Annotated in this window: 22 protein-coding genes; 9 read left to right on the top strand and 13 right to left on the bottom strand. The window is 40.8% G+C overall.

The annotated features are described in order from the left end of the window. Positions 1-18: 18 nt before the first annotated feature. The 11 genes from H9X96_RS21355 to H9X96_RS21395 form a co-directional block, all read right to left on the bottom strand. Positions 19-513, bottom strand: coding sequence for a GNAT family N-acetyltransferase (locus H9X96_RS21355; protein ID WP_187668235.1), 495 nt, complete (start codon positions 511-513; stop codon positions 19-21). Further along, positions 510-1,073 carry a thiamine pyrophosphokinase gene (locus H9X96_RS21360; protein ID WP_187668236.1) on the bottom strand — a complete coding sequence of 188 codons (564 nt, stop codon included), beginning with the start codon at positions 1,071-1,073 and terminating at the stop codon, positions 510-512. The genes H9X96_RS21355 and H9X96_RS21360 overlap by 4 nt, the downstream gene beginning before the upstream one ends. A gap of 84 nt (positions 1,074-1,157) precedes the next feature. Then, positions 1,158-2,663 (bottom strand): RagB/SusD family nutrient uptake outer membrane protein, encoded by a 1,506-nt coding sequence (locus tag H9X96_RS21365; RefSeq protein WP_222943956.1) that lies wholly within the window; start codon positions 2,661-2,663, stop codon positions 1,158-1,160. Between the two features lie 20 nt (positions 2,664-2,683). Then, entirely contained in the window at positions 2,684-5,773 is a 3,090-nt protein-coding gene (locus H9X96_RS21370) for a TonB-dependent receptor (protein ID WP_187668237.1), read from the bottom strand. Positions 5,774-6,107: 334 nt separating this feature from the next. Next, positions 6,108-7,412, bottom strand: coding sequence for a PAS domain-containing sensor histidine kinase (locus H9X96_RS21375; protein WP_255431197.1), 1,305 nt, complete (start codon positions 7,410-7,412; stop codon positions 6,108-6,110). After that, the gene (locus tag H9X96_RS23170) at positions 7,378-7,650 is read right to left on the bottom strand and encodes a helix-turn-helix domain-containing protein (protein WP_370576770.1); all 273 of its coding nucleotides are present in this window, start codon (positions 7,648-7,650) and stop codon (positions 7,378-7,380) included. Before H9X96_RS23170 ends, H9X96_RS21375 begins: the two co-directional genes overlap by 35 nt. After that, the gene (locus H9X96_RS21385; protein WP_187668238.1) at positions 7,613-7,795 is read right to left on the bottom strand and encodes a hypothetical protein; all 183 of its coding nucleotides are present in this window, start codon (positions 7,793-7,795) and stop codon (positions 7,613-7,615) included. Before H9X96_RS21385 ends, H9X96_RS23170 begins: the two co-directional genes overlap by 38 nt. 5 nt (positions 7,796-7,800) lie before the next feature. Then, complete coding sequence (locus tag H9X96_RS22725; protein WP_222943958.1) at positions 7,801-8,193, bottom strand: hypothetical protein; 393 nt, start codon at positions 8,191-8,193, stop codon at positions 7,801-7,803. Further along, positions 8,190-8,717 carry an efflux RND transporter periplasmic adaptor subunit gene (locus tag H9X96_RS22730; RefSeq protein WP_222943959.1) on the bottom strand — a complete coding sequence of 176 codons (528 nt, stop codon included), beginning with the start codon at positions 8,715-8,717 and terminating at the stop codon, positions 8,190-8,192. Before H9X96_RS22730 ends, H9X96_RS22725 begins: the two co-directional genes overlap by 4 nt. Positions 8,718-8,734: 17 nt before the next feature. Continuing rightward, entirely contained in the window at positions 8,735-9,046 is a 312-nt protein-coding gene (locus tag H9X96_RS22735; RefSeq protein ID WP_222943960.1) for a hypothetical protein, read from the bottom strand. 161 nt (positions 9,047-9,207) lie between these two features. Then, on the bottom strand, positions 9,208-10,680 hold the full coding sequence (locus H9X96_RS21395; protein WP_187668239.1) for a gluconokinase: 1,473 nt from the start codon (positions 10,678-10,680) through the stop codon (positions 9,208-9,210). A 117-nt stretch (positions 10,681-10,797) separates the two neighbouring features. Between H9X96_RS21395 and H9X96_RS21400 the strand changes: the two genes are divergently transcribed. The 8 genes from H9X96_RS21400 (at position 10,798) to H9X96_RS21435 (ending at position 21,023) form a co-directional block, all read left to right on the top strand. After that, a complete protein-coding gene (locus H9X96_RS21400; RefSeq protein WP_255431198.1) occupies positions 10,798-11,349 on the top strand; it encodes an RNA polymerase sigma-70 factor in 552 nt (183 codons plus the stop codon). A gap of 50 nt (positions 11,350-11,399) precedes the next feature. Continuing rightward, the gene (locus H9X96_RS21405) at positions 11,400-12,047 is read left to right on the top strand and encodes a hypothetical protein (RefSeq protein ID WP_187668241.1); all 648 of its coding nucleotides are present in this window, start codon (positions 11,400-11,402) and stop codon (positions 12,045-12,047) included. A gap of 31 nt (positions 12,048-12,078) precedes the next feature. After that, the gene (locus tag H9X96_RS21410) at positions 12,079-13,329 is read left to right on the top strand and encodes a hypothetical protein (protein ID WP_187668242.1); all 1,251 of its coding nucleotides are present in this window, start codon (positions 12,079-12,081) and stop codon (positions 13,327-13,329) included. 172 nt (positions 13,330-13,501) lie between these two features. Then, a complete protein-coding gene (locus H9X96_RS21415) occupies positions 13,502-15,886 on the top strand; it encodes a TonB-dependent receptor (RefSeq protein ID WP_187668243.1) in 2,385 nt (794 codons plus the stop codon). 20 nt (positions 15,887-15,906) lie between these two features. After that, positions 15,907-17,130 carry a DUF4374 domain-containing protein gene (locus H9X96_RS21420; RefSeq protein WP_187668244.1) on the top strand — a complete coding sequence of 408 codons (1,224 nt, stop codon included), beginning with the start codon at positions 15,907-15,909 and terminating at the stop codon, positions 17,128-17,130. Between the two features lie 86 nt (positions 17,131-17,216). Continuing rightward, positions 17,217-18,359 carry a PepSY domain-containing protein gene (locus tag H9X96_RS21425; RefSeq protein WP_187668245.1) on the top strand — a complete coding sequence of 381 codons (1,143 nt, stop codon included), beginning with the start codon at positions 17,217-17,219 and terminating at the stop codon, positions 18,357-18,359. A 1-nt stretch (position 18,360) separates the two neighbouring features. Continuing rightward, complete coding sequence (locus H9X96_RS21430) at positions 18,361-20,790, top strand: outer membrane beta-barrel family protein (protein ID WP_187668246.1); 2,430 nt, start codon at positions 18,361-18,363, stop codon at positions 20,788-20,790. A 5-nt stretch (positions 20,791-20,795) separates the two neighbouring features. Next, entirely contained in the window at positions 20,796-21,023 is a 228-nt protein-coding gene (locus H9X96_RS21435) for a transcriptional repressor (RefSeq protein WP_187668247.1), read from the top strand. A gap of 143 nt (positions 21,024-21,166) precedes the next feature. Here the strand turns inward: H9X96_RS21435 and H9X96_RS21440 are convergent, their stop codons facing one another. Together H9X96_RS21440 and H9X96_RS21445 are read right to left on the bottom strand one after the other, a co-directional pair. Next, positions 21,167-22,072: a hypothetical protein gene (locus H9X96_RS21440; RefSeq protein ID WP_187668248.1), complete on the bottom strand. Its 906-nt coding sequence runs from the start codon at positions 22,070-22,072 to the stop codon at positions 21,167-21,169. 142 nt (positions 22,073-22,214) lie between these two features. Further along, the gene (locus H9X96_RS21445) at positions 22,215-23,045 is read right to left on the bottom strand and encodes an AraC family transcriptional regulator (RefSeq protein WP_187668249.1); all 831 of its coding nucleotides are present in this window, start codon (positions 23,043-23,045) and stop codon (positions 22,215-22,217) included. A gap of 85 nt (positions 23,046-23,130) precedes the next feature. Here H9X96_RS21445 and H9X96_RS21450 point away from each other — a divergent pair, with 85 nt between their 5' ends. Continuing rightward, positions 23,131-24,078, top strand: a complete 948-nt coding sequence (locus H9X96_RS21450; protein ID WP_187668250.1) for an NADP-dependent oxidoreductase — start codon at positions 23,131-23,133, stop codon at positions 24,076-24,078. The last annotated feature ends 189 nt before the right edge of the window (positions 24,079-24,267 follow it).

Genomic DNA, 24,267 nt, shown 5'->3' on the forward strand with positions numbered 1-24,267 from the left:
AAAAAAGACCATCCTTTATCAGATGGTCTTTGCTAATACATAATCATTCATGAAGAAACCGTTGCCAACATCAAGGTCAACGGTTTCTTTTATTATAAAGCCGGCCTTTTTATAAAACTCAGCAGATTTATTGGCACGGTGTACATTTAATTCCACGCTTTTCCCTCCTGCTGCTTTTACCTGCTGAAAAACTTCGTTGATCAGGAATTTACCGACGCCCATTCCATGAACTTCCGGCAGCACATACAGTTTATGCAGCTTATAGGCTTCCTGGCTATCGCCCAGTTTAGAATAGGAAGCAAATCCCACATCTTTCGACTCAATTTCTGCAATCAGAAAAGTGTAGCCTTCCAGCAGCTGATCGAGTAATACCCCTTTATTATACATCATTTCTAACATATAATCGATTTGCTCCTGACTGAGGATGCCCTTATAAGTAGGTGCCCAGGTGATTTTCGCCATCTCCTGAATGGAGGGCAGGTCTTTCTCTTTTCCTTTTCTGAGCAGGATCATAACTTCTCGCTGATGAATAAATAACTGTTATTGAAATCGAAAGTCACGAAGCCATCATTGATCACCACGAAATCTCCATTTTCATCTTGTTTCAGGTTGCTGGTTTCAAAATAGGAAAGGACTTCAATATGGAACACACTGCCTTTTGGTTTCCAAACGGAAAATCCAGACTTAATCGCATAAGCTTTTGCCGTCGCGGTGAATATTACAATATTGATTTCATCGATGTAACTTCCCAGTTCTCTCAGCTTAGCCTTGGTATCAATCACATTGACTGCCGAATACTTTTCTTTGATCAGGTAATCCAATACCGCATCCAGCGCTTCTCCTTTTGCAGGAATGACTTTCGTGTTTTCCTGAAAGAACTCCTGATCAGCAGCATTCACTACAATATCTACTTTTAAGCCGAGGCTAACTATTTTTTCATACAATGAAGCATTGACAATTAAGGTGGGGCTCCACTCCAATAGCTGGCCTAGATATTCCTCATTGAACTCACCCAGATCATGAATATATAATGCTGGCTCTTGTTTTTCTCTAACGATGTGATGTGATGACATAAAGCAAATATATTTTAAAAAACCTTTAAAACGAGGAAAGGCCGGTAAAAACCGGCCTTTCTATACACTTTATTATATTTTATATTATGGGTTTTGAATCAGCTTAGGGTTCACGGTCAACTCACTCCTAGGAATATAATAAATCACACGCGGCGAAGTATAAGGAATCTCCTGAGTAATCTGTCCCGAAGGTAAATGTGTTCCTGGATAATCTCTAACCATGGTACGTTTGTTTCTGAACACATCGAATTTACGCTGTGCTTCAAAAGAAAGTTCCAGTCTTCTTTCATCCAATACCACATCTAACATATCTGTATAACCCATCATATTTGATGCAGAAAATAACTCCTGACCTTTTAGGCCGGCACGTTCTCTGATTAGGTTTACATCTGCAAAAGCCTCGTCGGGTCTGCCTAATTTAATTGCTGCCTCAGCTCTGGTCAGGTACATTTCTGCTAGACGCAGAATCACCGGAGAACTTAAGGTTTCGATGTTATCCTGATAAGAATACTTCATCACATAATAAATGGGGTAACCATTACGCTTTGCAACAATTGGATTTCCATTGCCATCCAGCTTGATATTTCCGTCTTTATCTTTTTCATAATTTGGACGCACAAAAGCGTGACGCAAATCATTAGGGAACTTATCCAATAGTTTTCTATAGCTCTGAGAAGCATACATCTCGCCATAGCTATTGTCGCCACCAGCGGTAAAATACATGGAACCGATAGAATTGTCTCCACGATCGTCTTTTGCATCATGTTTAATTCCAAATATAGTTTCCTGCATTTTCTGATCTCCTCCAGGAGCTACGGTATAATAGCTGGCAAGGTTGGCTGAACCAACCAAAGCATATCTATTTGATTTGATCACTTTATCCGCATATTCATGAGCACCTTCATAATTGCCCATATACAGATAAACTCTGCTTAAAAGTGCCATTGCTACTTCTTTAGAGGCAAAGATATTAGACTTAGTGCTGCCCATCAGCTCAATAGATTTTAGTAAATCGGACACCACCAAAGCATAGATGTCTTTTACCTTGGCACGTGGATTCAATTCATTCACATCTGTATTTGTCTTCAGGACGATCCCTAAAGATTCGCCATTATCATCTGTGTATGGACGACCAAAAAAACGAACCAGGTCAAAATGAAGCATTGCCCTTAGGAAATAGTTCTCTCCAATTAACTGGTTCATTTCCAAGTTCTCTCCTGGAACCCCTTTTTCGATCACCACATTGGCACCATAAATTGCTTGGTAACCTTTACGCCAGATCTGCTCTGTATTGCCCATATTGTCTAAATGACGGTAATTGTAGGCATAGAATAAAGGACCTGTCGTGGTCCCGCTAAGGGATACGTTATCACTGGCATACTCAGAAAGCATGTGGTAATTACGCATATAGTAGGAGTCTTTGATATAAGTATAAGTTCCAATTGTTGCGGCCGTAAGCCCTTCAACTGTATTTACAACCTGATCACTGGTCAGCGCATTATAAGGCTTTAAATCCAGCGAATCTTTGCAGGAGGTAGCGGATAATATTAATAACAACGCTACAGCCAATTTATATTTCTTTATCATCATTGTTCTTTTTAAAATTCTCCTTAGAAACTAACATTCACACCAAATAATACCTTCTTACTAATTGGGTATTTTGTGCCAACCACACCAACAGAGTTATTACCCTCCGTGGTTAGTGGAACTTCCGGATCCATTCCAGAGAATCTGGTCAGGGTAATTAAGTTGTCACCACTCACAAAGAAGCGAACGTTAGACAGCTTTAATTTTTCTGTTACTTTATCAGACAGTGTATATCCTAAGGTTACGTTACGTAATCTGATATAAGAACCATCTTCCAGGTATCTTGAACTTGGTTTATTCGAATTGTTATTGCCATTCGCAACTGCTTGCGGATGTGTAGCCACATCACCTGGTTTCTCCCAACGGCTCCATCCTTTTTTCAATAGCATACTGTTATATTGAGGATAGGCACCATCTGCATCAAAAAGTTCACGATCAGAGTTGTAGACCATACTTCCAGAAACAAAGTTGATAAAGGCATTCAGGCTAAAGTTTTTGTAAGAGAACTCATTTCCTAAACCACCGATGAAATCAGGAGTTGAAGTACCCACATATCGTAAGTCAGCATCTTCCTGGATACTTGTTGTTGTGGTATATTTCGCACCATTTCCATCTGTTTTTGTCGTGTACCATAATGGTTTTCCATTATTCACGTCTACTCCAGCCCACTCTTGCATGTACCATGAGTTCAAATCACGTCCAACAGAAACTCTTTGGTATCCTCTATCAATGTCTTCATCTTTATGCAGAATCATGACTTTATTTCTGTTGATTCCGATGTTAAATGAGGTACTCCATTTGAATTCACCGGTTAAGTTTTTAGTATTCAGCTCTATATCAACACCTCTATTTCTTACCGATCCGATATTCTCTGTAGAATAATAGAATCCTGTTTCAGAAGCCAATGGGCGATCCAGAATCAGGTCTTTATTGGTACGCTGGTAAGCGTCAACGCTCAAATCAATACGGTTAAACAAACCAATATCCACACCTGCATTGATGGTGGTAGGTGTTTCCCAGGTTAAATTAGGGTTTGGTAAGCTACGAGGGAAAGCACCTGGAATTCCACCGTACTGCACATTAGCCATATAAAGGTCTAAATGCGCATAATCACCAGGAGGCGTATTTCCTGTTACTCCATAACTACCGCGTAATTTTAAAGTATTCACGATTTCTGATTTAAAGAAACTTTCATTGGCAATATTCCATCCAGCACCAAAAGAGTAGAATAAACCAGATCTCTTATTTGAGCCAAATTTTGAAGAAGCATCATTTCTAAGGGATACGGTGGCAAAATAGCGATTGTCATAGTTATAATCACCCATAAATAGCTGTGAAACAAACTTGCTCATTGATCTTGCTCCAGCTAGGCTCTTCATTACTGCAGTAGCATCCATCGCACCTAACTCAGGAAAAATTCCTGTTCCTGTACCGATCAGTCCATCTGAGTAGTTTTTCTGATATTCAAATCCGGCAATACCCGATAGGTTATGTTTACCAAAGCTATGTGCTGCATTGAACAAGTTGGAAGTAATAAAAGAGTTGGTATAACCGTAAGCATTGTATAACTCTCCTCCATTTGTCTTTCCTGCAGGCGTACGTGCATCAATAAGTCTTTCCGCACGTGAGTTGGTCACGGTATAGCGGTTAGAGGTAGCAAAATTCAACCAATCTGTGATTTTGTATTCCAACTTTACATCTGCAGCAAGATTTTGTCCGCGAGAATTATCTCTGTTATATTGACTTACAAACGGGAAGTTGTTTTTATCTCTGCCATACCAATTTGGCGTATTCGCATCTACATAACGTGGGCTGCCATCCGCATTTAATGGATTATTCCATGGTGAGTTGGTGTAAGATTGTCCTAAAGCACCACTAGGATCATTGTTTGTTTTGGTAAAACCAGCATTAAGTCTGGCAGTTACTTTAAAACGATCATTGATTTTATGCTCCAGATTGGTACGGAAGTTAAAGCTCTTGTAATCCGTATTCACTAGCGTACCTTGTTCATCGTAATAGTTGGTTCCGATATAAAACCTGGTCTTTTCGTCACCTCCAGAGATACTCAAAGCCTGGTTGTTGGTATAACCCTGTCTGAAAGCCAAATCTCTCCAGTCAGTATTTAACGGAGTTTCCGGCATAAAACCGTTCAGATAACCTGGAAGCGTTGTTGCCAGGTCCTTTGAGGTCAGGTAATCATTAATTTGTTGTTCTGTTGGATTAGGAATTGTTCCTTGCAGTTCTTTGATGTAGGCCGAACGTTTTCCGGTATAGTCATTCGTATACATATACGAACTATAGTCACGTAACTGCTGTCCGTTCATGACTTTAAAGTTTCCTTCTGAAGCATTATTTACCCCAAAAGATCCACTGTAATCAATTTTAGTTTTACCTGCTTTACCTTGTTTAGTGGTAATTACCAATACCCCATTTGCTGCCCTTGAGCCATAAAGGCCTGTTGCTGCGGCATCTTTTAATACGGTTACCGATTCAATATCACGAGGGTTTGCAGATCCACCAATCACTCCATCTACTACCATTAATGGTTCAGATCCTGAGCTCAATGTACCTGTACCACGAACACGAATGCTGGTTCCCGAGCCTGGTTGTCCAGATACAGAACTTACATTTACACCTGAAGCTTTACCTTGCAGCATCGCTGAGGTACTATTGCTGGTCACGTCCAGTAATTTATCAGCAGAAACCGTAGATACAGAACTCACGATTTGTGATTTGTTCTTGGTTACATAACCCACCACGACTACTTCGTCCATTAAGTTCTGGTTGGGTTTCAGGCTAACATTGAATGGTCCTTTTCCAGCAGCGCTGATTTCCTGCATATCGTAACCCAGGTATGAGAATGTCAGGATCGCTTTGTCATCAGCGTTCAGGCTAAATTTTCCATCACCATCGGTCATGGTACCACCCGCTGCATTTTTGATTTTCACAGACACGCCTGGTAAAGGCAGTCCGGTTTCGTCAATCACCTTACCGGTCTTGACGCTGGTAGTTTGACTCATCCCTGAAAACACAGCTAGTGCCACCAGGATTAGCGTCATTAAAGATTTCCTTAAATAAGGAATCCAATTAAATAGGTTGTAATTCTTGGTCATGAATTATTCTGATTAAATGAGTTTTTGTCTGATTTGCCAAACATTGGCGTTAGACATTTTTTGGAGCTCGAAAGTTATAGACTTAAAGGACCAAGCACTTGACAGAATGCACATTAAATTCACGCAAACGTTTGATATTTGTTTGCAGAAAACCAGAAAAAGGAAAGAAATTTTAGCGGATTTAAAACAAAAATTTGCCTTTTTATTAAAAAGGCATAATTAAGCACTTTATTCGCAAGAAAAAATAGCACACTACATCACACCACCTTCTTTTAAGCAGAAAATATCAAACGTTTGCGTAGTGTTTAAATGAAATCAAGATGGTTTTTTAAGATTATGAAACGTTTATGGGAAATTCCGCCCCTACTTTCTCATTATCATACAGATGAAAAGGGAAGTCATGTTTGAGCAATACATCTTTGATTAGCGTGAGTCCGATCCCTTGTCCATCCACTTTTGTGCTAAAAAACGGACTGAATAAATAGGGTACAGCTTCCGCTGAAATTCCTTTACCATTGTCGATGATGCGCAGTCTTTTTGGCTCATTCTCGGTAGTAAAGGTAATGACTCCCTGAGCGTTAGCCCCGATCGCTTCTATTGCATTTTTAACGATATTTATCAGTACCTGCTCGAGCTGCAGCTGGTCTGCGAAGATGATTAAGGGTACCTGATACAGGTTAAATTCAAAGCTGATGTTTTGCGCTTTAGCCCTTTCGGTCCATAAGGTGGCCACCGAATAAATCAATTCATGGAGATCCATGTATTTTTTATCTGGTTCTGGCAGGCGAACCAGGTCGGCAAGGTTCCGCATAAAGAGGTTTAAATTTTGGTTGCGATCTATCGCAACCTGCAGCGCATTGCCGAGACTGCTGCTGCCTATTCGCTCGGTCTCCATCTCCAATGCGGAATCAAGAATAGAGTTTACCGGTCCGATTGTATTGTTCACTTCATGTGCCATCATACGGATCACCTTTCCATAACCTTGCTTTTCGGCAATGAGCAGCTCATTAGTCAGCTCCTGGATGATCACAAAATGTCTGGGGAATCCCTGATCTATAAATTCAGAAACCTGAATTTTATAAGACTCTGCTCCTCCTTTCAGGGTGACCGATCTTTTTTTTTCTTTTAACAAGACGCGGACCTCGTCAATAATGGGATGGATGATGTCTTTTAAGAACCAGCCTTCGATTGGAATGGCATGGAGTATTTTTTTAGCCACCGGATTCACCATCTGGACTCTATCGTCATGATCCAGAATAATGATTCCCACCGGAGAGTGGTCAATGAGCTTATCTAAGAAGAAGTGCTGCTGCTGCTGTAATGTTCTTTCTTTTCTCAATTGATCGATCATCTGATTGTAGACTTCGATCAGCTGATCCATTTCAAGCGTCCCCGTTTTCACAAACTTAATGTTGAAATCCCGGTCACGAATCGCATCAGCTCCCTGAACCAATAGGTTTAAAGGGCGAATCATCTGGTTGTATAGCTGCCAGGAAATCAAGATCAGGACTTCTGAGCACAAGAAATATACCTTATTCTTTTCAAAAACAAAATAGCTTAGAAATAGGGCGATCGCATGTATCATACACACGAACAACAGGTATTTAGTCCGAAGTCTCATCGTTGGAATTGCGCTCATCGTAAGGAATATTAAATTTTTCCAGTCTGCGGTATAAGGCGCTTCTGGTGATTCCTAAAGCCAATGCCGCTTTAGAAATGCGGTTCTGGTGAAATTCCAAAGCGCGTTTGATCATTAAAATTTCTATTTCTTCCAAGGTCATTGCGCCCACATCCGGGAGCTTTGACACCTGTAATATCGGTTGTTTTTCCAGCTGACTGCTAAAATCTGCAATCTCTAAAATATTTGTTCTGCTCACCAATGGATTGCTCCTTTGCCATGGCCACCACTTCTTTTAATTCTAATCTCAATGTATCAGCAGTTTGTGCTGAGGCCGTTTTTGAAGAAAACAGGATGGCTATGTAAAGTATCAGAATAAAGAAAAAGTTAGGTTTAGTCTTCATTTTCCTTATTTCTTTATCGTGATTTGACTGCTATTTTTAAAAGAACTCATATCGGAAATGATCACCATATCACCTTCTTTCACCTGGTCTTTCAACTCCACGAAATCGAAATTACTCAGGCCAATCTGCGCCGTTTTTCTAGTTGCCATGCCGTCCTTCAATACATAAATATATTGCGAAGGTGTGCCGCGGAAAGCAGGGCCATTACTCACCCTTAACACTTGCTGGTGTTCATCAGTAACCAGGAAAACATCTGCTTTTAAATTCGGACGGAAGAGTTTATGGTGACTGCTATCCGGTTTGATGTCAAATGAGACTGTTGCATTTTGCACGGCAGGATAGATATTAACCACTTTCCCCCTTATTTGCTGATCTCCGATACGGATAATCGCAGTCATACCATTTTCAAAAGATCCAGGTGCTGATCAGAGATGGTGCCTTTCACGTTGAAGCTGGAAAGGTCTGCAATTCGGGCGAGCACCTCCCCCGGCTGTACCGCAGCACCAATATTTTTATTGACCAAGGTCACGACTCCATTTCTGCTGGTCGTAATATCCGCTTGCTGCAATTTCTTCTGCAATACCTCCAGGTCATTTTGCTGAATATTTGCCGCCAGCTCCACTTCGTTCATTTGCAGGCGCATACTTTGCTGCTTGCTATTGATTTCGTTCTCTAGCTGCTGTTTTTCCAGCTGGGCGACTTTTAAATTCAGTTCTGCTTGTTCTACATCTTCGCGTGTACCCCCTCCTGCTTTTAATAAACGTTTTGCATTGTCTACGGAAGCTTTCAGACTATTGATGCGCAGTTGTTTGATGTCGTTGTTCGACTTGATATCGTAGAAACTCTTGTCAAGATCCAGCTTAATTTTGCGGATGTCGTTCTTTCTGGACTCGAGCTGGAACTTCAGCTTTTCAAAGTCCATTTGTGCCGCGGATTTATCTAAGTCAGGATGGACTGCCCAGCTTTAATCTGACGCCCTCCGTCTAACAATACTTTCTGAATAGATGCGGCAAGCGGGCTGCTAATCACCTCTTCAAACTCGGGTAACACTTCTCCCGAAGCATTGATTGTGTTTTCAATATTTCCGCGATCCACTAAAGAGGTGGTAATCTCCGAGGCATAAACGGTGGTATTCGTGATCGAGCGGAGCACGAAAACACCCCCGATCACCAACACAATCCCTATCCATAAATACAGCAGGCGCTGCTTTCTTTTACCCGATAAAACCGCCTGTTCGATATTTTTGTCCATTTAACCTATTTTCAGTGGTCATTCCAAAGGACATGCCACAGCTAAATCACTATATTTCAACAGATTAAAGCTTTTCAGGAAATAAAAAACGTTCGGTATCGGACAAGATGCACGATATCAAACAAATAGAAGTATTTTTCATTGCTTATGCTTTGCATAGCTTATCTATTTTCTGGCAGATTGTTCAAACTTGCCAATTGATGCATACTGTGTTTTAATGCAGGGTACAATTGCTGATAAAGACCAAACAACTGCTGATAGACTTTGTGATTTTCTGGATTTGATTTAATGCGTTCTTTTTCCCCTTTAGACACTGGATAATCTACGGATAAACCGATCGATTTGACCGCCAGATAGGCTGCTCCAATTGCCGAAGCATCTTCTGTTTGAACCAGTACGATCTCTTTTCCGCTAATGTCGGCCAGGATTTCCATCCATATCCGCGCATTTACAAAACCTCCACTTACATGGAGCTCCAGGACCATTTCCGGGTTTGGCGCAATAGCCAGCAGCACTTCATTTAGGGCATAACAGATTCCTTCCAGCACAGCCCTTGATAAATGTCCCTGATCATGGGAAAGATTAAGGCCGAAAAATGTGCCGCAACTCTCGGAATCCCATATTGGAGCGCGCTCACCACTAAGGTAAGGTAGAAAAAGCAGTCCGTTACTTCCCGCAGCGATCGTTTTTATCTTTTCGAATAAAGCCTTGTAATCCGTAGCCAGCAATTCCGTTTTACCTAGTACATTTTTTAACAGCCATTGCAGCGCGATCCCTCCGTTATTTACAGGACCACCACAAATAAAGGTCTGTTCATCTAATATATAGCTAAAGGTCATCGCCTTTGTATTGAAAATCGGCTTCGGACTAGAGATCCGCACTGCGCCACTCGTTCCAATCGTTAAAGCCGCCAGGTCTTTTACATTGGCGTCACTTCCCAGGTTTGCTAAACAGCCATCACTGGCACCGATCACAAAAGTAATCCCCTCTTGGTTGTTCTTTTGATAACCCGTACTTACTGGTTCTGATAAATGTCTGGAAGTAATTCCGGCCAGCAGCAATGCTTCCTCATTCCAATCCAGCATTTTCCAGTCGAACAGCCCCGTACAAGAAGCAATGGAGTGGTCAATTTTGAATTCTTTAAATAACTGATACCAGATGTATTCTTTGATGGAGATGAATTTATAGCTGCGCTTGAATAGTTCCGAATCATTTTCCCGCCACCAGATGATTTTACAAAGTGGCGACATCGCATGAATCGGGGTGCCTGTTTGTTGATAAAGCACCATACCTGATTCTGATTCCAGAATGCGCTTGGCAATATCCGAGCTCCTGGCATCTGCCCAGGTCATCATTGGTGCCAATGGATTTCCGCTTTCGTCCACACTGATCATGCTGTGCATCGCACTGCTTAAACCAATTGCTTCTGGCTGCCCGCCCATAATTACTTTCATTTCTGAAATACATTGCTGGAAAGCTTCCCAAATCAATACAGGATCCTGCTCAGCATATCCGGTTGAAGTAGAGAATAAAGGGTAATGCCTTTGAACTGAATGGATAGGTTCGTAATTCAGATTTAATGCCACTGCTTTAGTACTTCCCGTTCCAATGTCGATCCCCAGAATATATTTCATATCACAAAATAGAAAGAAAAATCTACAAGCGGACTCTCTTTTCTGAAATCGCCATTACCGCAAACTATTTGGATCGGTTATAAATAACTCTATATTTGCAGGCATTCTCCTATTAATTTGTCAGAATCAACCACATATCATTCCACCGAAACGATTATAATTGATGAAAATTCTTTTTTTCAGTTGTATGAATGCTATTGGAAAAAGTTATATCAAATTGCCTTAAAATATCTTGGAGATCAGTTTGAAGCAGAAGAAGTGGTTCAGGAGTTATTCACGTCTTTATGGCAGCGCAAAGATACCTTAGTATTACAGCGGGAAACTGTAGAGAACTACCTGGTGAGATCGGTACGCTTTAAAATTGCGAGAATCTATAAAGATGAACTCAGAAAAACGGGTAAAATTAACGAGCTGAAAGCAGAACAGGTTTCTTTTCATAATGGGACAGAAAAACAGGTCTTATATCATTTTTTGAAACAGGATATTGAGAAGCTGGTGGTCTTGTTACCTGAACGCTGTAAAGACATTTATAATTTAAGCCGCGAAAAAGGATTGAACAATAAGGAAATCGCTTTAGGCCTTTCCATATCTGAAAAAACAGTAGAAAATCAATTGACAAAAGCATTATCATTTTTGCGTAATGGTCTTAAAAAATACCCTAGAACATAAGATGAATAGGGGAAAACCAGCGGAATTGATAATATATATAAAACTAAGCCATGAATCCTGACTTATTAAAAAAGTGTTTATCTGGCAAAGCATCCGATGCGGAGTGGGAATTATATCAGCACTGGATCAATGGTGATGCCGCAGAAACTGACCTGGAAGAACTGGATCAAGATATTGAGCCGGTAAGGGATCGGATCATGGCCAATGTATTGAAGAAAAACGAGCAGCACCGTCTTCATGTCGATAGAAAAAGAACATGGGCGGTTGGTATAGGTATTGCCGCCAGTTTATTTTGTGTCCTCTACCTTTCTTTTTTGTTTCACAGTGCCCCTAAATTACAGCAGGCACAGGTATACCGCTATGAGGATCAATCGGCGCATTCTGAAAACAACTTTAATGGTATCGTGGTGCAGCTGGCAAAAAATAGTCAGGCGAGTTTTAACCAGCAGAGCAGTGCCAATATCAACCTTCATTTTCTAGGATCAGTGATGCTCAGCAACCGTTCTTCTGAAGACCAGCACATCATCGTGCAAAATCATAAAGATGAAGTAAAAAAGATGTGCCTTCGCAAAGGACATTCCTATTTTTTAAGCTACTTAAACTTTAAATTTGAAGAGATTATCATGGTGGATCGACAAAGTATGAATGACATCCCTCCTGCTATGGCCATGAATATGCAACAACAATTCGATCTTTAATTTTCAATTGAACTTCCCATCACCAAAATGTATGAATTTCCCAGGCTCAAAATATCTAAGTTTCCCTGACTTCATACGACTATGTTTGCAAGGGTTAAAACCACGTCGTTTAGGTATTTTAATCGGCTTTGCTGCGCTCTTATTTTTGTCAGCGTGTCAGTATAGCACTAAAGATCTGGGTTATAACTATGGACTGCTGAGTTATGACAGTCTGGAAAACAAGGCTTACCTAACCAAGGTTGGGTCTTTGATGAATGCCCAGGAAACCGGACCAAGTACAGAAGTTAATTTCAACGGATTTATTCTGGCTCAAAAAGACTCCAGGTATTTTGTAATGGATCGCGAGCAAAAAGCATTTATTGCCTATCAAGTGGAAGAAAAAGGAATTAGAGCGGTGGCAAAGATTTCCATGAAAGACATTCCCTGGGAGCCCTACATGTCTTGGGTAAACTGGGTAAATCCGCACACCATCCTGATTGGCACCGTAAATCACCATAAATTCAACTATCTGGAGATCGATCTGGATGCCATGAAAATTAACCGACAAGGTCCGTTAAATATACCGGAGACTGCTGCAGAAAATAATTATGTTGGGGTATCCGGACAATTGGTGGATCATAAACTTTTTGTGAGTTATACTTTTCAAAAGGGTATGATGAGAGAACATATTGTGCCTTGTGACGATACAATGTATATGGCACAATTCAGTTACCCGGAATTGGAACTGCAAAACACCACAAAGGATGATCGAACTACCTGGCCAGGCTCTTACGCGATATTGGCCCCAAACTCCCTGGTTTACCAGGACCACATTTATGTTTTAGGACAACCTGGCGGCAGAACAGGAAACCGGAAAGGTAAACCCTCTTCCATTTTAAAGATAGATACTAAAAAAAATATATTTGATCCTTCCTATAATTTTCAAATCGCTGATGGCACAAATGAAGAAGCCTATACGCTGCAAAATCTGGGAGATGGTTTGGCACTCACGAGCGTAGTAGCCTTAGATAAGGTCCATAGTTTCGAAAATTACATGATCAATCGGGTAGCGAATTTCGTACTGTTAGACCTGAAAAATCAAAAGAAAACAAAACTCGATTTCCCTGATGTTCCGCTGGATTGGAGCTTCAATACCATATGGGATGATGACTTCGCTTATATCTCCGTTTACCAGCAGGATGGTAACAGTCAGATCTGGCAATACAACCGTAAAGATGCGACGCTTAAAAAAGGAGTGCTGATTAAAGGCGCCATTTTCCGCATCAACAGGTTAAAAAACTAAACAAAATACTCTTATTTAAAAATATTCTAAATAGCGTAGGGGAAAAGTGCGACTTGTGCTAATTAGTATATAGAGGGTCATACAGTTCGTACCTGTATGACCCAAACCCTAAGATAGGGTTACTCCTAAATCGAAACATCTAAAAGTAATGCAAATTAAGAAAATCTTGCTAATGGGCATATTATGCGCTAGCGTATTTTGTGTGCAAGGACAGAAATTAAACAAGAGCAGCATCAAAGGACAGGTGTCTGACGATCAAAAGGAAGGAATACCGACCGCCACAATACGGTTATTCCCCATCAACAGCATCCAGGCTACAGATCAAAAGGGTAAATTCAATCTTACTGATCTAGCCGCCGGAAACTACACCATACAGATCACCGCCATCGGTTTTAAAAAGATAGAGCAAAAGATCAGTGTCAAAGAAAATCAGGACCTGCTCTTGAATTTCTCCATGAAAGAGGCCCAGAACGATTTAAATGACGTTTCGATTGCTGGAAAAACAGAATCACGCAAAACTAAAGAAGCCGGTTTCGCCGTAAATTCTATCGACTTAAAACAATATGCGAATACTACTAACGATCTGAATCAGATCCTGAACCGCTCTGCCGGTGTAAAGGTGAGAGAACAGGGAGGTTTAGGTTCAGATTTTGAGTTTTCGATCAATGGCTTATCAGGGGGACACATTAAGTTTTTTATTGATGGGATTCCGATGGAATCTTATGGAAGCGGCATGACGCTGAACAACTTCCCTGTAAACCTTGCTGAACGCGTAGAGGTGTATAAAGGTGTAGTTCCAGCTTACCTGGGCTCAGATGCGTTGGGTGGTGCAGTGAATATTATCACCAAAAAGAACAAAGGAAAATCTCTTGACCTAAGTTACAGTGCAGGTTCCTTCAATACCCACCGTGCAGGTTTGACAGGAAGTTTTACCGATGATAAAACGGGGATTACCACCAATGTAAGCTCGTATTATAACTATTCCGACAATAATTATTACATGTATAACAATCCATCAGCCAATGCGCTGATAGAGTTACCCATTCCCGGAGGCTTTGAGCAGGTGGAGAAACTTCGTCGTTTCCATGATCAGTATGAGTCTTTTATGGGCCAGGTAGAAGCAGGAATTTCCAATAAGAAATGGGCAGATGTATTTGTAGCCGGTGTAACGTATACTTCAAACTATAAGCAAAGACAAACCGGTGCGACACAGGAAAAAGTGATTGGTAAGATGACAAATGATGGTCATAACATCATTCCTTCCATTCGTTACCGTAAGGAAAACCTATTGATCAAAGGTTTATCAGCAAGTGTATTTGCCAATTACTCTGCCAATAAAAACATCCTGACTGATACCAGCGGCAATGATTTCCTTTGGGATGGCAGCTCAATACCAAGAAGTAAAAATGGCAGTTTCGGTTCTGAACTTTCTGGCGAAAAAAAATCTATCTCCCATTTAACCGGCCATAATATGCTGGCACAGCTGAACCTGGGTTATACGATCTCCCAAAACCACATGGTTAATCTGAACAACAACTATAATAGTTCATATAGAGAAAGTTATAATGAGATCGACCCTTACAACCATCTTTACGACAGGTCCAACCGCTTAAATAAAAACATTACTGGTATCAGCTACCACCAGCAGGTATTTAATGGCAGAATGACCAACAATTTCTTCGGAAAAATGTACGGTCTAAGTGGAAAAACTTATGATAAAGATGGGATTGGCACCAGCAATAGCAAGCAATATTATGGATACGGAGTAGCTTCCAGCTACAAATTCAGCCCTGTAATCGGGATGAAAGCCTCTTTTGAACATGCTTACAGGTTACCTAGTCTGGTAGAATTATATGGTGACCGGGAAGTAGTGAGAGGGAATCCAAACTTAAAGCCGGAAAGCAGTAACAACTATAATGTTGGCGTATTTTTCGACAAAAGAATAGGAAAAGGAAAAATCTGGGCAGAAGCATCCGGATATTATCGCGATGCCAATGATTACATCACCCCCGGGAAATCTGCCGCAGCTAATGACGGTAGTGCCGCAGAGTATACCAATGAGAACGGAATTATCATCAGAGGATTTGAGACTGAAGTTCGCTATGATTACAACAACTTATTTTCTGTGCTGGTCAACATGACCTATCAAAGTGCGGTCAACAGGCAGCAATTTGCAAAAGGATCTGTACGTGAAAGTGCGACTTACCTCAGCAGAGTTCCAAATGAGCCTTGGCTATATGGAAATGCAGATTTCAGCATCGGAAAAGACAATCTTATTGGTAAAGACACCAGGGTTCAATTTAACTGGTTTACCCAATTCATCAATGATTACTCTATTAACTGGTCCAAATTGGGCAGTAAGAACACTAAAGACTATATCCCCCGTCAGTTTATACACAATGCCACATTGACTTATTCGATGCATAAAGGCAGATACAATGTATCGCTGGAAAGCAGAAACCTAACCAATGTGATCGCTTATGATAAGTTTAAGCTGCAGAAACCCGGCACTTCATTCTTCATCAAATTACGTTACGCCATTTCGCAATTCAATTAAAATAAATATAATCTATGAACATGTTTACTACAATTAAAACAAGACTATTGGTTCTGGCCATAGCATTGGTCTTTATCTCTGGCCTTTCTGCCTGCAAAAAAGACAACAAAGGCTCCGGTACGGATGAAAAAGAAAATGGCGAATATGCTGTAATCTATTCTGTTGGAGATGATAGTTACCTGTTAAACATCAACTCTTTAACAGAAGGAAAAATCAGCCCAAAGGGCAATGGTATTGATGTTTCAAACATTTTTACCTGGGGAGAAAACATCATTCAAAAGGGAAGACATTTCTACTTCTTAAACCCTACAGGAAGATTCAGCAAGCATTTATATCAGGATGGCAAGCTGACAAAAGAAGGTGAAATTCCTTTTACTGCCTTCCCAAGTCCTTATATAGGCTGGTCTCTATGGCTGGATAATAACCAAGTGATGTTTGGCCCAAGAGGAAGTAACCTTTATGCAATTATCAATGTGAGCAACATGACGATTGTAAAAAGCGGCGAATTCGACCTTCCAAGCGTTCCTGCAGGACATAGCAGAAGAGTTTATTCAGCATTTACCAGTGGAAATAAGGTGATGATTGGATATGGACTATACAATGAAGTGACCCAATTGACAAGCGATGAGTCTTATCTGGCTTCAATGGATCTTCCCTCATTAAACAACTTTAAAGTAACCAGCAAAGACGGTCGCTCTGCTCCTGCAGGCCCACTAAGAAACGGTTATTTTGGTCAGTTTGTTGACAATGGCAACGACTACCTATTGACGCACCCTATGCCAATGTTAGGTGGTAATAAACCGAATATGCCTACTGGTTTCTTCAGAATTAAAGCGGGTACTGATACTTTTGATCCTAATTACTTCTTCAATGTTTCTGCCCTGACAAATGGTGATAACCAATTGGGTGTATGTTATGTTGGAAACGGAAAAGCGATTCTTGCCAATGCAAAAGATGCTAAAAACCGCGTAAAAGTAAAAGACGACTGGTGGTATGCTGACATGTGGGAATACCTTGTTGTAGATGTAAACACACAGAAAGTGATTAAAAGATTAGACTTTCCGCCGCTATTGAACTCACGTTCAGCGATTGTTCTTGGTGGTAAGGCTTACATCGCAGTAAATGATCCTAAAGCAGACGCGATTTATGTATATGAATATGATCCAATTGCGGATACGCTTAAAAAAGGTTTAAGAATCGACGGTGGATCTGACAATACCCCAATCCTTTACAAATTAAATTAACAGCGTTTCTCCGCTAATGTTGATAGAAAACCCCGGGCTTCCGATGGAGTTCCGGGGTTTATCTCCTCCTATTACCTATAAACTTTATGTTCAACAAAATAAACGCATGGCTACACCTCTGGCTGGGACTGGCCTCAGGAATTGTAGTGGTTATCCTCAGCATCACCGGTTGTGTGCTGGTATTTGAACAGGAAATCAAAAGCCTCAGCCGCCCATGGCTGCATGCTCAACAACCTGCAAATGCAAAAGTATTGGCTCCTTCTATATTACACCGTGCCGTGGAGCAGGCATTACCTGGAAAACATATTGAATCGGTATGGTATCATGGTGCTGGTAGAACGGCACATTTTAACGTCCATGAATCGGATTCTCTGGTTTATGTGAACCCTTATACTGCAGAAGTAATTGCGATGGTGGATGATGAAGATTTCTTTCACTTTATGGATGAAGGACACCGACACCTTTGGATGCCACGTGCCATTGGCCGCCAGGTGGTAGGCTGGTCTACCTTTATTTTCTTCCTGCTGACACTCAGCGGCCTCATTTTATGGTGGCCAAAGAAATGGAATAAACGAGGTCGTGACCAGAGTTTCAAGATCAAATGGAAAGCTCGTTTTAAACGGGTAAACTACGATTTACACAATGTACTGGGATTTTATTCTTTATTGATCGCCTTGCTAATGGCCATTACCGGTTTAGTCATGAGCTTTTCCTGGTTTGGACAAGGGGTCTACTGGTTAACAGGCGGTGAAAACAAACCCAGACAAAAAAGACAAAAGATGGAGGTTTCAGGACCATCCGTAAATACTTCCCTGCAAAATGCAGACATCATCTGGCATAAAGTAGTGAATGACATTGCCAGATACAACAAAGATCAGATCATCATTCATTTCGCCGAAGAACCTGATGAGGCAATTTATGCCTGTACAGACATGACATTGGGTTTTTGGAGAGACCTGAATTTTGATCCTTTAACCTTGGAGTTACTGCCTAATTCGACCAAACGTCTGGAAGATATAAAGTTTCCAGATCAGGTACGCAAACTCAACTATGCCATCCATGTGGGGGCCATTGGAGGCTTGACGACAAAAATATTGTACTTCCTGGCCAGCTTAATTTGTGCCAGTTTACCCATCACCGGCTTTTATATCTGGTGGGGCAAAAAGAAAAAAACTAAAAAATCTCCAGCTGCAGTAAAACAGCCGAAGCAAGTTCTAAGCACTCCCTAACATGATGAAAACATATATTCTTGCCCTTCTTTGCACGCTTTCTATTGCCTTTTCTACGACCGTAAAGGCCCAAAAAAATATCTATGGTAAATTACTGGACGAAAAAGCACAGCACATTCCTTTTGCTTCTGTAACCGTATTGCGCTCTGCCGATTCTGTAAAGGCTTATTCCGTGATGACGGATACGGCGGGAAATTTTGTCCTTTCCGGGGTTAAAAACGGTAAATACCTGGTAAAAATCAGCTATATCGGCTATGAGGATTATTATTCTCCGGTCATTGAGCTCACTACTTTCAAAAGTTTACATCACCTGGGTTCGATTCGTTTGAATGCAGATAGCAGGTTACTAAATACAGTCAATATCAGCGGACAGAGGCCATTAATTGAGCAAACGCTCGATAAAACGATCATGAATGTGGAAAAAAGCATCTTCGCAGAAGGTAATACTGCCCTGGAATTACTGAACAAGGCTCCAGGTGTAACCGTCTCCGAAAATGGGGAGGTATCGCTGAAAGGAAGGTCAGGAACAATAGTGATGATCAACGGAAAACCAACTTATCTATCCGGTGATCAGCTGGCCAATTTGCTGAGAGGAACAAACTCATCCTCCATCTCCAGAATAGAAATCATGTCTAACCCTACCGCACAATTTGATGCTTCAGGCAGCGGCGGAATTGTGAATATCATCATTAAAAAAAATATGCTGATCGGTTTTAACGGCAATATCTCAGGAAACATTGGTGCCGGTAAAGACATCAGAAACGGGCAAGGCATTGCACTAAGTTACCATACGACCCTGCTGAATACCTATGGAAGCTATAATGCCAACAATCAGAATTTGGAAAGTAAGCGCAATGCCGAACGCCTGTTTTATAGTGACAGCAGGGCTTTACTGCAAAGCATCCAGCAAGAAACAATGGAAAAAGCAAAACTGCGATCTCATAATTTCAGGTTCGGAATAGACTTGAATCTGAATGAGAAGAATACACTGGGCTTTTTAGTGAATGGTGCCATTGGGAGATATCCAACAGAACAGCCAAGTACCAGCATTTTAAGGAATGCTAATGGCGAAGCTTCCTGGACTGCGCTTACGCAAACCAATAATAAAGAAAACTGGACAGATCTACTTTACAATGCAAATTATGTACATAAGTTTAATGCTGATGGTCATGAGCTAAAGGCCGATGTAGATTATGTTTACCATTTTTCCAAAATGCAGCAGCAACTGGATACGCGTTATGTATTGCCAACTGGAAATGCGGACAGATTACCTTCCGGCCGAAGGGGAAACATCCCATCCAACGACGATGTGTATGCTGCAAAAATAGATTATATCCTGCCTTTGAATAAAAAATCAAAGCTGGAAGCAGGATGGAAAGGCAGCTATGTCCGCACCGAAAACAACCTGCAATATGATACTTTGCAAAACCAGAGTTATCTGCCAGATGCAAGTACCAGCAACCATTTTATTTATAATGAAAACATCCAGGCCGCCTATATTAATTTGAATACGGCATGGTCAAAATATCAGCTGCAAGCAGGTTTACGTGCTGAATATACAAATACTAAAGGGGAGCAGATTACTTCAAATATAACCTTTAAAAAGGATTACCTGGGCCTCTTCCCAAGTTTATTCCTGACCAGAGATTTTAACGAAAATCACCAGTTAAAGACTGGATACAGCAGACGAATTAAGCGTCCGGGTTATTGGGACTTAAACCCTTTCCGCGTATATGATGATCCTTTTTCCTTTTATGAAGGCAACCCTTACTTAAAACCGGCAATAGTAAATGCAGTAGAGCTGGGTTATGGATTTAAATCGCGATACTTCGCAACGTTGAGTTATAACCATACCGGTAATGTGATTGCCGAACAGGTAGGCAGCCTGGAGGATGGAACAGTAACTTTCCAACGCCCTGAAAACATGGGTTCTTTTGACAATTTCGGATTGAGTGTGACCACGGCTACACAGATTTTCAAATGGTGGACAGGCAGTCAGTTTTTGAATGTTTACCACAACAGGTACAAGGTCAACAGCAGTGCCGGAAATACAATAAACAGCGGCAATACGGTCAGTCTCAATTCTCAAAACACTTTCAATTTGGGTAAAGGCTGGAAAACAGAACTGAGTGCGTTTTTCATCTCGGAAGAAGTATCAGGAATCACGACCACCAGACCATACAGCATCATTTCTTCGGGTATCCAGAAAGAGGTGCTTAAAGGAAAAGGAAGCTTGAAATTCATGGTGAACGATATTTTTGAAGGCTACCGGATCAAAAGAAAAATGGCTTATGAAAATGTATTGTTCTTAAGTCGTAATGCCTCCGACAGCAGGTATGGCCTCTTGTCTTTTAGCTACCGGTTTGGGGCAAAAGGGACACCATCAAATGAAAGAAGTACCAGTAGTGAAGATTTAAAAGGAAGGATGTAAACGAGATGGTGGCAAAACATGGGATTTCCAGGATTAGCAGAGTTATTCTTCAATATATGGAGGAAAACGGAGATGGTTTAGACGCAGAAACGCTATGGCTGGAATTGCGAAAACATGGACACCGCATGTGCGTTTGCTCGGTTTACATCAATCTTAAAAGGCTGGAAAAGATGAAAAGGCTACAGAAAACACAGGCCGCAGACCGGAAATATGTGTTTGCTATGAATAAATGATAGATCTGGCTGCCTATACCTCGGTGCTCGCAGCTAAATCCTCACTATACATGGACAAAACATCTTTTTGTCCATTCACTATTTTTTCGTGGATATAATTTTTGACATGCCTTCAGCGTTTAACCAGGAAAAATGACAAATTCTTAAGCTAATTTAATCATTGGAACACTTCCGCTCGTTGCGAAGAATTTTTTATTATTTCTGATTCCTCTATCATGGAATTTTTCTATCAGTGCTCCGCTAGAAATCAACAGGCTGGTAAACTTGATTTGCTCGCCATTTTTAAAGGTGATAATAAATACTTCACATTCGCTCCATAGACTTCTTTGGTAGCGCAGTCCATAAGCATTAATCCTAACGATATCCTGTTTACTATATGTTTTCTTATTGTCTATTGTCCCATAAACAAACTCCTCATGGCCTCTTGAAATTTGAATGTAATTATTCTCGTCTGCCAATAGATAATCGAAAAACAAGTAAATCAGTGGGCCCCATAACAGCAGAAAAACCCATAACATAGTTTCTGCAGCAGCAATTAGATTAAAACGCCCCGGATGCTCAAGGTATGATAATCCCAACATAAGTAAAATGGCTGCCATCATGTAAATTGGGAACCTGAAAAAAGTTATGATCGCTCTTGTGCCGATAGTATACTCAAAAGGATTGGTTCTAAAATGAGTGGACGGTTTAACTACAAAACCATATTTCTCAAATCCCTGAAGCTTTCCCTTTTGTTCAAAATAGGCTTGTACAAATGAAACAGCATCTTCAAGTGTAGGAATAACCTTAAGATAAACCTTATCGTTAGTATCCAGATAATAGAGAGAGAACTTACCAGAAAAATACGGGCCAATCTTTAGATAGGTCCCAATAGGATTCTCGATTGTTACGGAGGGACAAGAGAGTTTTATATCAGCCAAGCTTCGCTCCGTAGCCCATGGATAATTTAAAACTAAGAAAATGGTATCGGCAAGGCTGCGTTCTGCAACATCATGAAATTCCCCCTTTTCGCTCCTTTGGTATTGAACTTTTGAAATTAATAGTGTCACGGCTTAATATGATTAGTACCTATGAAGATAAACAATCGCTCCACCATAAGCCTAAATTTATTCTATCTTAGTATGCAATGCTCTATTTAACCTAATAAGTCTCTCACTCTCTTTAACAAAGATCACCCGATCAAAGGAGGGCTTATTTTCCGGCTATCTTGAATCCCTTTAGACTCATGCCATGATGTCTTTTAAAGAATTTATTGATATGGCTTTCATCAGCAAACCCAAATTCTTCTGCGATTTCGTGGACACGCCTGTCGCTAAATCGAAGACGGTGTTCAATCAATCGGATGCGATAGGCGGAAATGTAATGCTGAATACTTTCTGCACATTGATCACGAAAATAACTCCCAAGATAGGTTGGTGATATGGAGAATTTTTCAGCGATTGCTGCAATTTTCAATCTTCCAGGCTGTCGAATATTTTCTTGAATATAGTCCAGAATTTGTAGAATCCGCGCATCTGCATTAGGGGAAATATGCTCAGGCTTGACCACAGAAATACTTCTTGCAGCGATGACGATAATTGCGTTCACTAAATGGCGCTTCAGATCTTCATTGTAAAGGTTATGGATCTCAATGGCATGCTGTAAGTGTTTCATCAACGACGCTACAGTCTGCTGATCCCCCGGATGGGTTAAAATTGAACTTGATAAATGAGAAGCATAGTATAAAAGACATTCTATATGGTCTATGCTTTTCCATTGGTATTCTCTAATATAACTTTCACCGAAACGAACCACCATAAACTCGCAGACACCCTCTAAATCAAAGGCATGAGCATCATGGGGCGTGATCAAAAACAAGTCTCCCGCAGCAAAGGCAACCTGATTTCCATTTATATCATGGTTTCCAATACCAGAAATCACATAAACCAATTCAAAAAAATTGAATTGCCGATCACGTAAAGGACATTCCCTTACCTTTTCATAAAAGACTTCAAGTGCCTGGTGTATATTTTCCTTCGACATACTGCAAAGGTACCTAAATAGGCTAGAAATGTACCTGTTTTAAGGCTTAATATAGGTCTATTTTTGCTTATCAAATCATAAACAGATGAAAGCAATTGTACTAGAGGAATTCGGCAATGCCGAAAACCTTCGTTATAAAGAAATCCCAAAACCTGAAATAAAGGCATATGAAGTACTGATTAAGGTTAAGGAAATTGGTATTAATCCGGTAGATGTCAAGGTCCGCAGCCGACAAGCGCCATTAGCAGAAGCACTCATTAAATATGATCCATTGATCTTAGGATGGGATGTATCCGGAGAAGTTTCAGAAATCGGAACAAGCGTCACAAAATTCGAAGTTGGTGATGAAGTATTTGGGATGATAAATTTCGTTGGACATGGCAAAGCTTATGCAGAATATGCTGCTGCTCCGGAAGATCAGCTTGCCGGTAAACCACAAAGCATCAGTCATGTGGAAGCTGCAGCCAGCACCTTGGCCGCATTAACTGCCTGGCAGGCCTTTGATAGTTATGGAAAATTGAGGCCTATAGATAAAGTCCTGGTCCATGCTGCTTCAGGCGGAGTTGGCCATTTTGCTGTACAGATTGCAAAACATATCGGGGCGCACGTGATCGGAACTTCATCGGCTTCAAATCGGAATTTTGTGCTCAGTCTAGGTGCAGACGAACATATTGATTATCAAAATACGCCCTTCGAAGAAGTACTCAGCGACATTGACTTTGTGCTGGAAGCGATTGGTGGCTCGAATTTTCAAAAATCAATCCGCGTGTTAAAGCCATTCGGAACGATCGTCGGTTTACCCTCAGGGCATACTAAAGAAGACGAGTTAAAAGCTCAGGAAAAACAACTGCATGCCTGTTATTTTATGTCCGTCTATTCCAATGGTACTGATATGCAGCAGATTGCCTCGTTATTAGCAAAAGGCGTATTGAAACCCCATATCTCCCATGTGTTTGGATTTGAGGAAATAGTAAAAGCGCATCTGCAGATGGACAGTGGTCGTACGGTGGGGAAAGTAGTCGTAAAATTGTAAAGAATGATGATTAAAAAGATAGATACCGAACTTTTAGAAGCCCTAAAAAACAGCCCATTTAACGGGAGTGTAACGTGAACTGTGTCATTCAAAATTAACGCTTCTCAGAATCCTCTATTTTCCTGAAGAATTCTATCACCAAATTTAATATATAATTGTGAGAATGCCAGTCCCCAGTTATGGATTGGC

Origin of the sequence: Pedobacter sp. N36a (assembly GCF_014472395.1) — a bacterium.
In the GTDB taxonomy this organism is placed as follows: Bacteria; Bacteroidota; Bacteroidia; order Sphingobacteriales; family Sphingobacteriaceae; genus Pedobacter.

What these genes read in the sequence shown, in the direction of transcription:
- H9X96_RS21365 (WP_222943956.1), bottom strand. Translation starts at nt 2,663, where the DNA reads ATGATGATAAAGAAATATAAATTGGCTGTAGCGTTGTTATTAATATTA.
- H9X96_RS21415 (WP_187668243.1), top strand. Translation starts at nt 13,502, where the DNA reads ATGGGCATATTATGCGCTAGCGTATTTTGTGTGCAAGGACAGAAATTA.
- H9X96_RS21445 (WP_187668249.1), bottom strand. Translation starts at nt 23,045, where the DNA reads ATGTCGAAGGAAAATATACACCAGGCACTTGAAGTCTTTTATGAAAAG.
- H9X96_RS21360 (WP_187668236.1), bottom strand. Translation starts at nt 1,073, where the DNA reads ATGTCATCACATCACATCGTTAGAGAAAAACAAGAGCCAGCATTATAT.
- H9X96_RS21385 (WP_187668238.1), bottom strand. Translation starts at nt 7,795, where the DNA reads ATGAAGACTAAACCTAACTTTTTCTTTATTCTGATACTTTACATAGCC.
- H9X96_RS21375 (WP_255431197.1), bottom strand. Translation starts at nt 7,412, where the DNA reads ATGAGCGCAATTCCAACGATGAGACTTCGGACTAAATACCTGTTGTTC.
- H9X96_RS21370 (WP_187668237.1), bottom strand. Translation starts at nt 5,773, where the DNA reads ATGACCAAGAATTACAACCTATTTAATTGGATTCCTTATTTAAGGAAA.
- H9X96_RS21355 (WP_187668235.1), bottom strand. Translation starts at nt 513, where the DNA reads ATGATCCTGCTCAGAAAAGGAAAAGAGAAAGACCTGCCCTCCATTCAG.
- H9X96_RS21425 (WP_187668245.1), top strand. Translation starts at nt 17,217, where the DNA reads ATGTTCAACAAAATAAACGCATGGCTACACCTCTGGCTGGGACTGGCC.
- H9X96_RS21405 (WP_187668241.1), top strand. Translation starts at nt 11,400, where the DNA reads ATGAATCCTGACTTATTAAAAAAGTGTTTATCTGGCAAAGCATCCGAT.
- H9X96_RS22735 (WP_222943960.1), bottom strand. Translation starts at nt 9,046, where the DNA reads ATGGACAAAAATATCGAACAGGCGGTTTTATCGGGTAAAAGAAAGCAG.
- H9X96_RS22730 (WP_222943959.1), bottom strand. Translation starts at nt 8,717, where the DNA reads ATGGACTTTGAAAAGCTGAAGTTCCAGCTCGAGTCCAGAAAGAACGAC.
- H9X96_RS21430 (WP_187668246.1), top strand. Translation starts at nt 18,361, where the DNA reads ATGATGAAAACATATATTCTTGCCCTTCTTTGCACGCTTTCTATTGCC.
- H9X96_RS21450 (WP_187668250.1), top strand. Translation starts at nt 23,131, where the DNA reads ATGAAAGCAATTGTACTAGAGGAATTCGGCAATGCCGAAAACCTTCGT.
- H9X96_RS21410 (WP_187668242.1), top strand. Translation starts at nt 12,079, where the DNA reads ATGAATTTCCCAGGCTCAAAATATCTAAGTTTCCCTGACTTCATACGA.
- H9X96_RS21395 (WP_187668239.1), bottom strand. Translation starts at nt 10,680, where the DNA reads ATGAAATATATTCTGGGGATCGACATTGGAACGGGAAGTACTAAAGCA.
- H9X96_RS22725 (WP_222943958.1), bottom strand. Translation starts at nt 8,193, where the DNA reads ATGACTGCGATTATCCGTATCGGAGATCAGCAAATAAGGGGGAAAGTG.
- H9X96_RS21435 (WP_187668247.1), top strand. Translation starts at nt 20,796, where the DNA reads ATGGTGGCAAAACATGGGATTTCCAGGATTAGCAGAGTTATTCTTCAA.
- H9X96_RS21420 (WP_187668244.1), top strand. Translation starts at nt 15,907, where the DNA reads ATGTTTACTACAATTAAAACAAGACTATTGGTTCTGGCCATAGCATTG.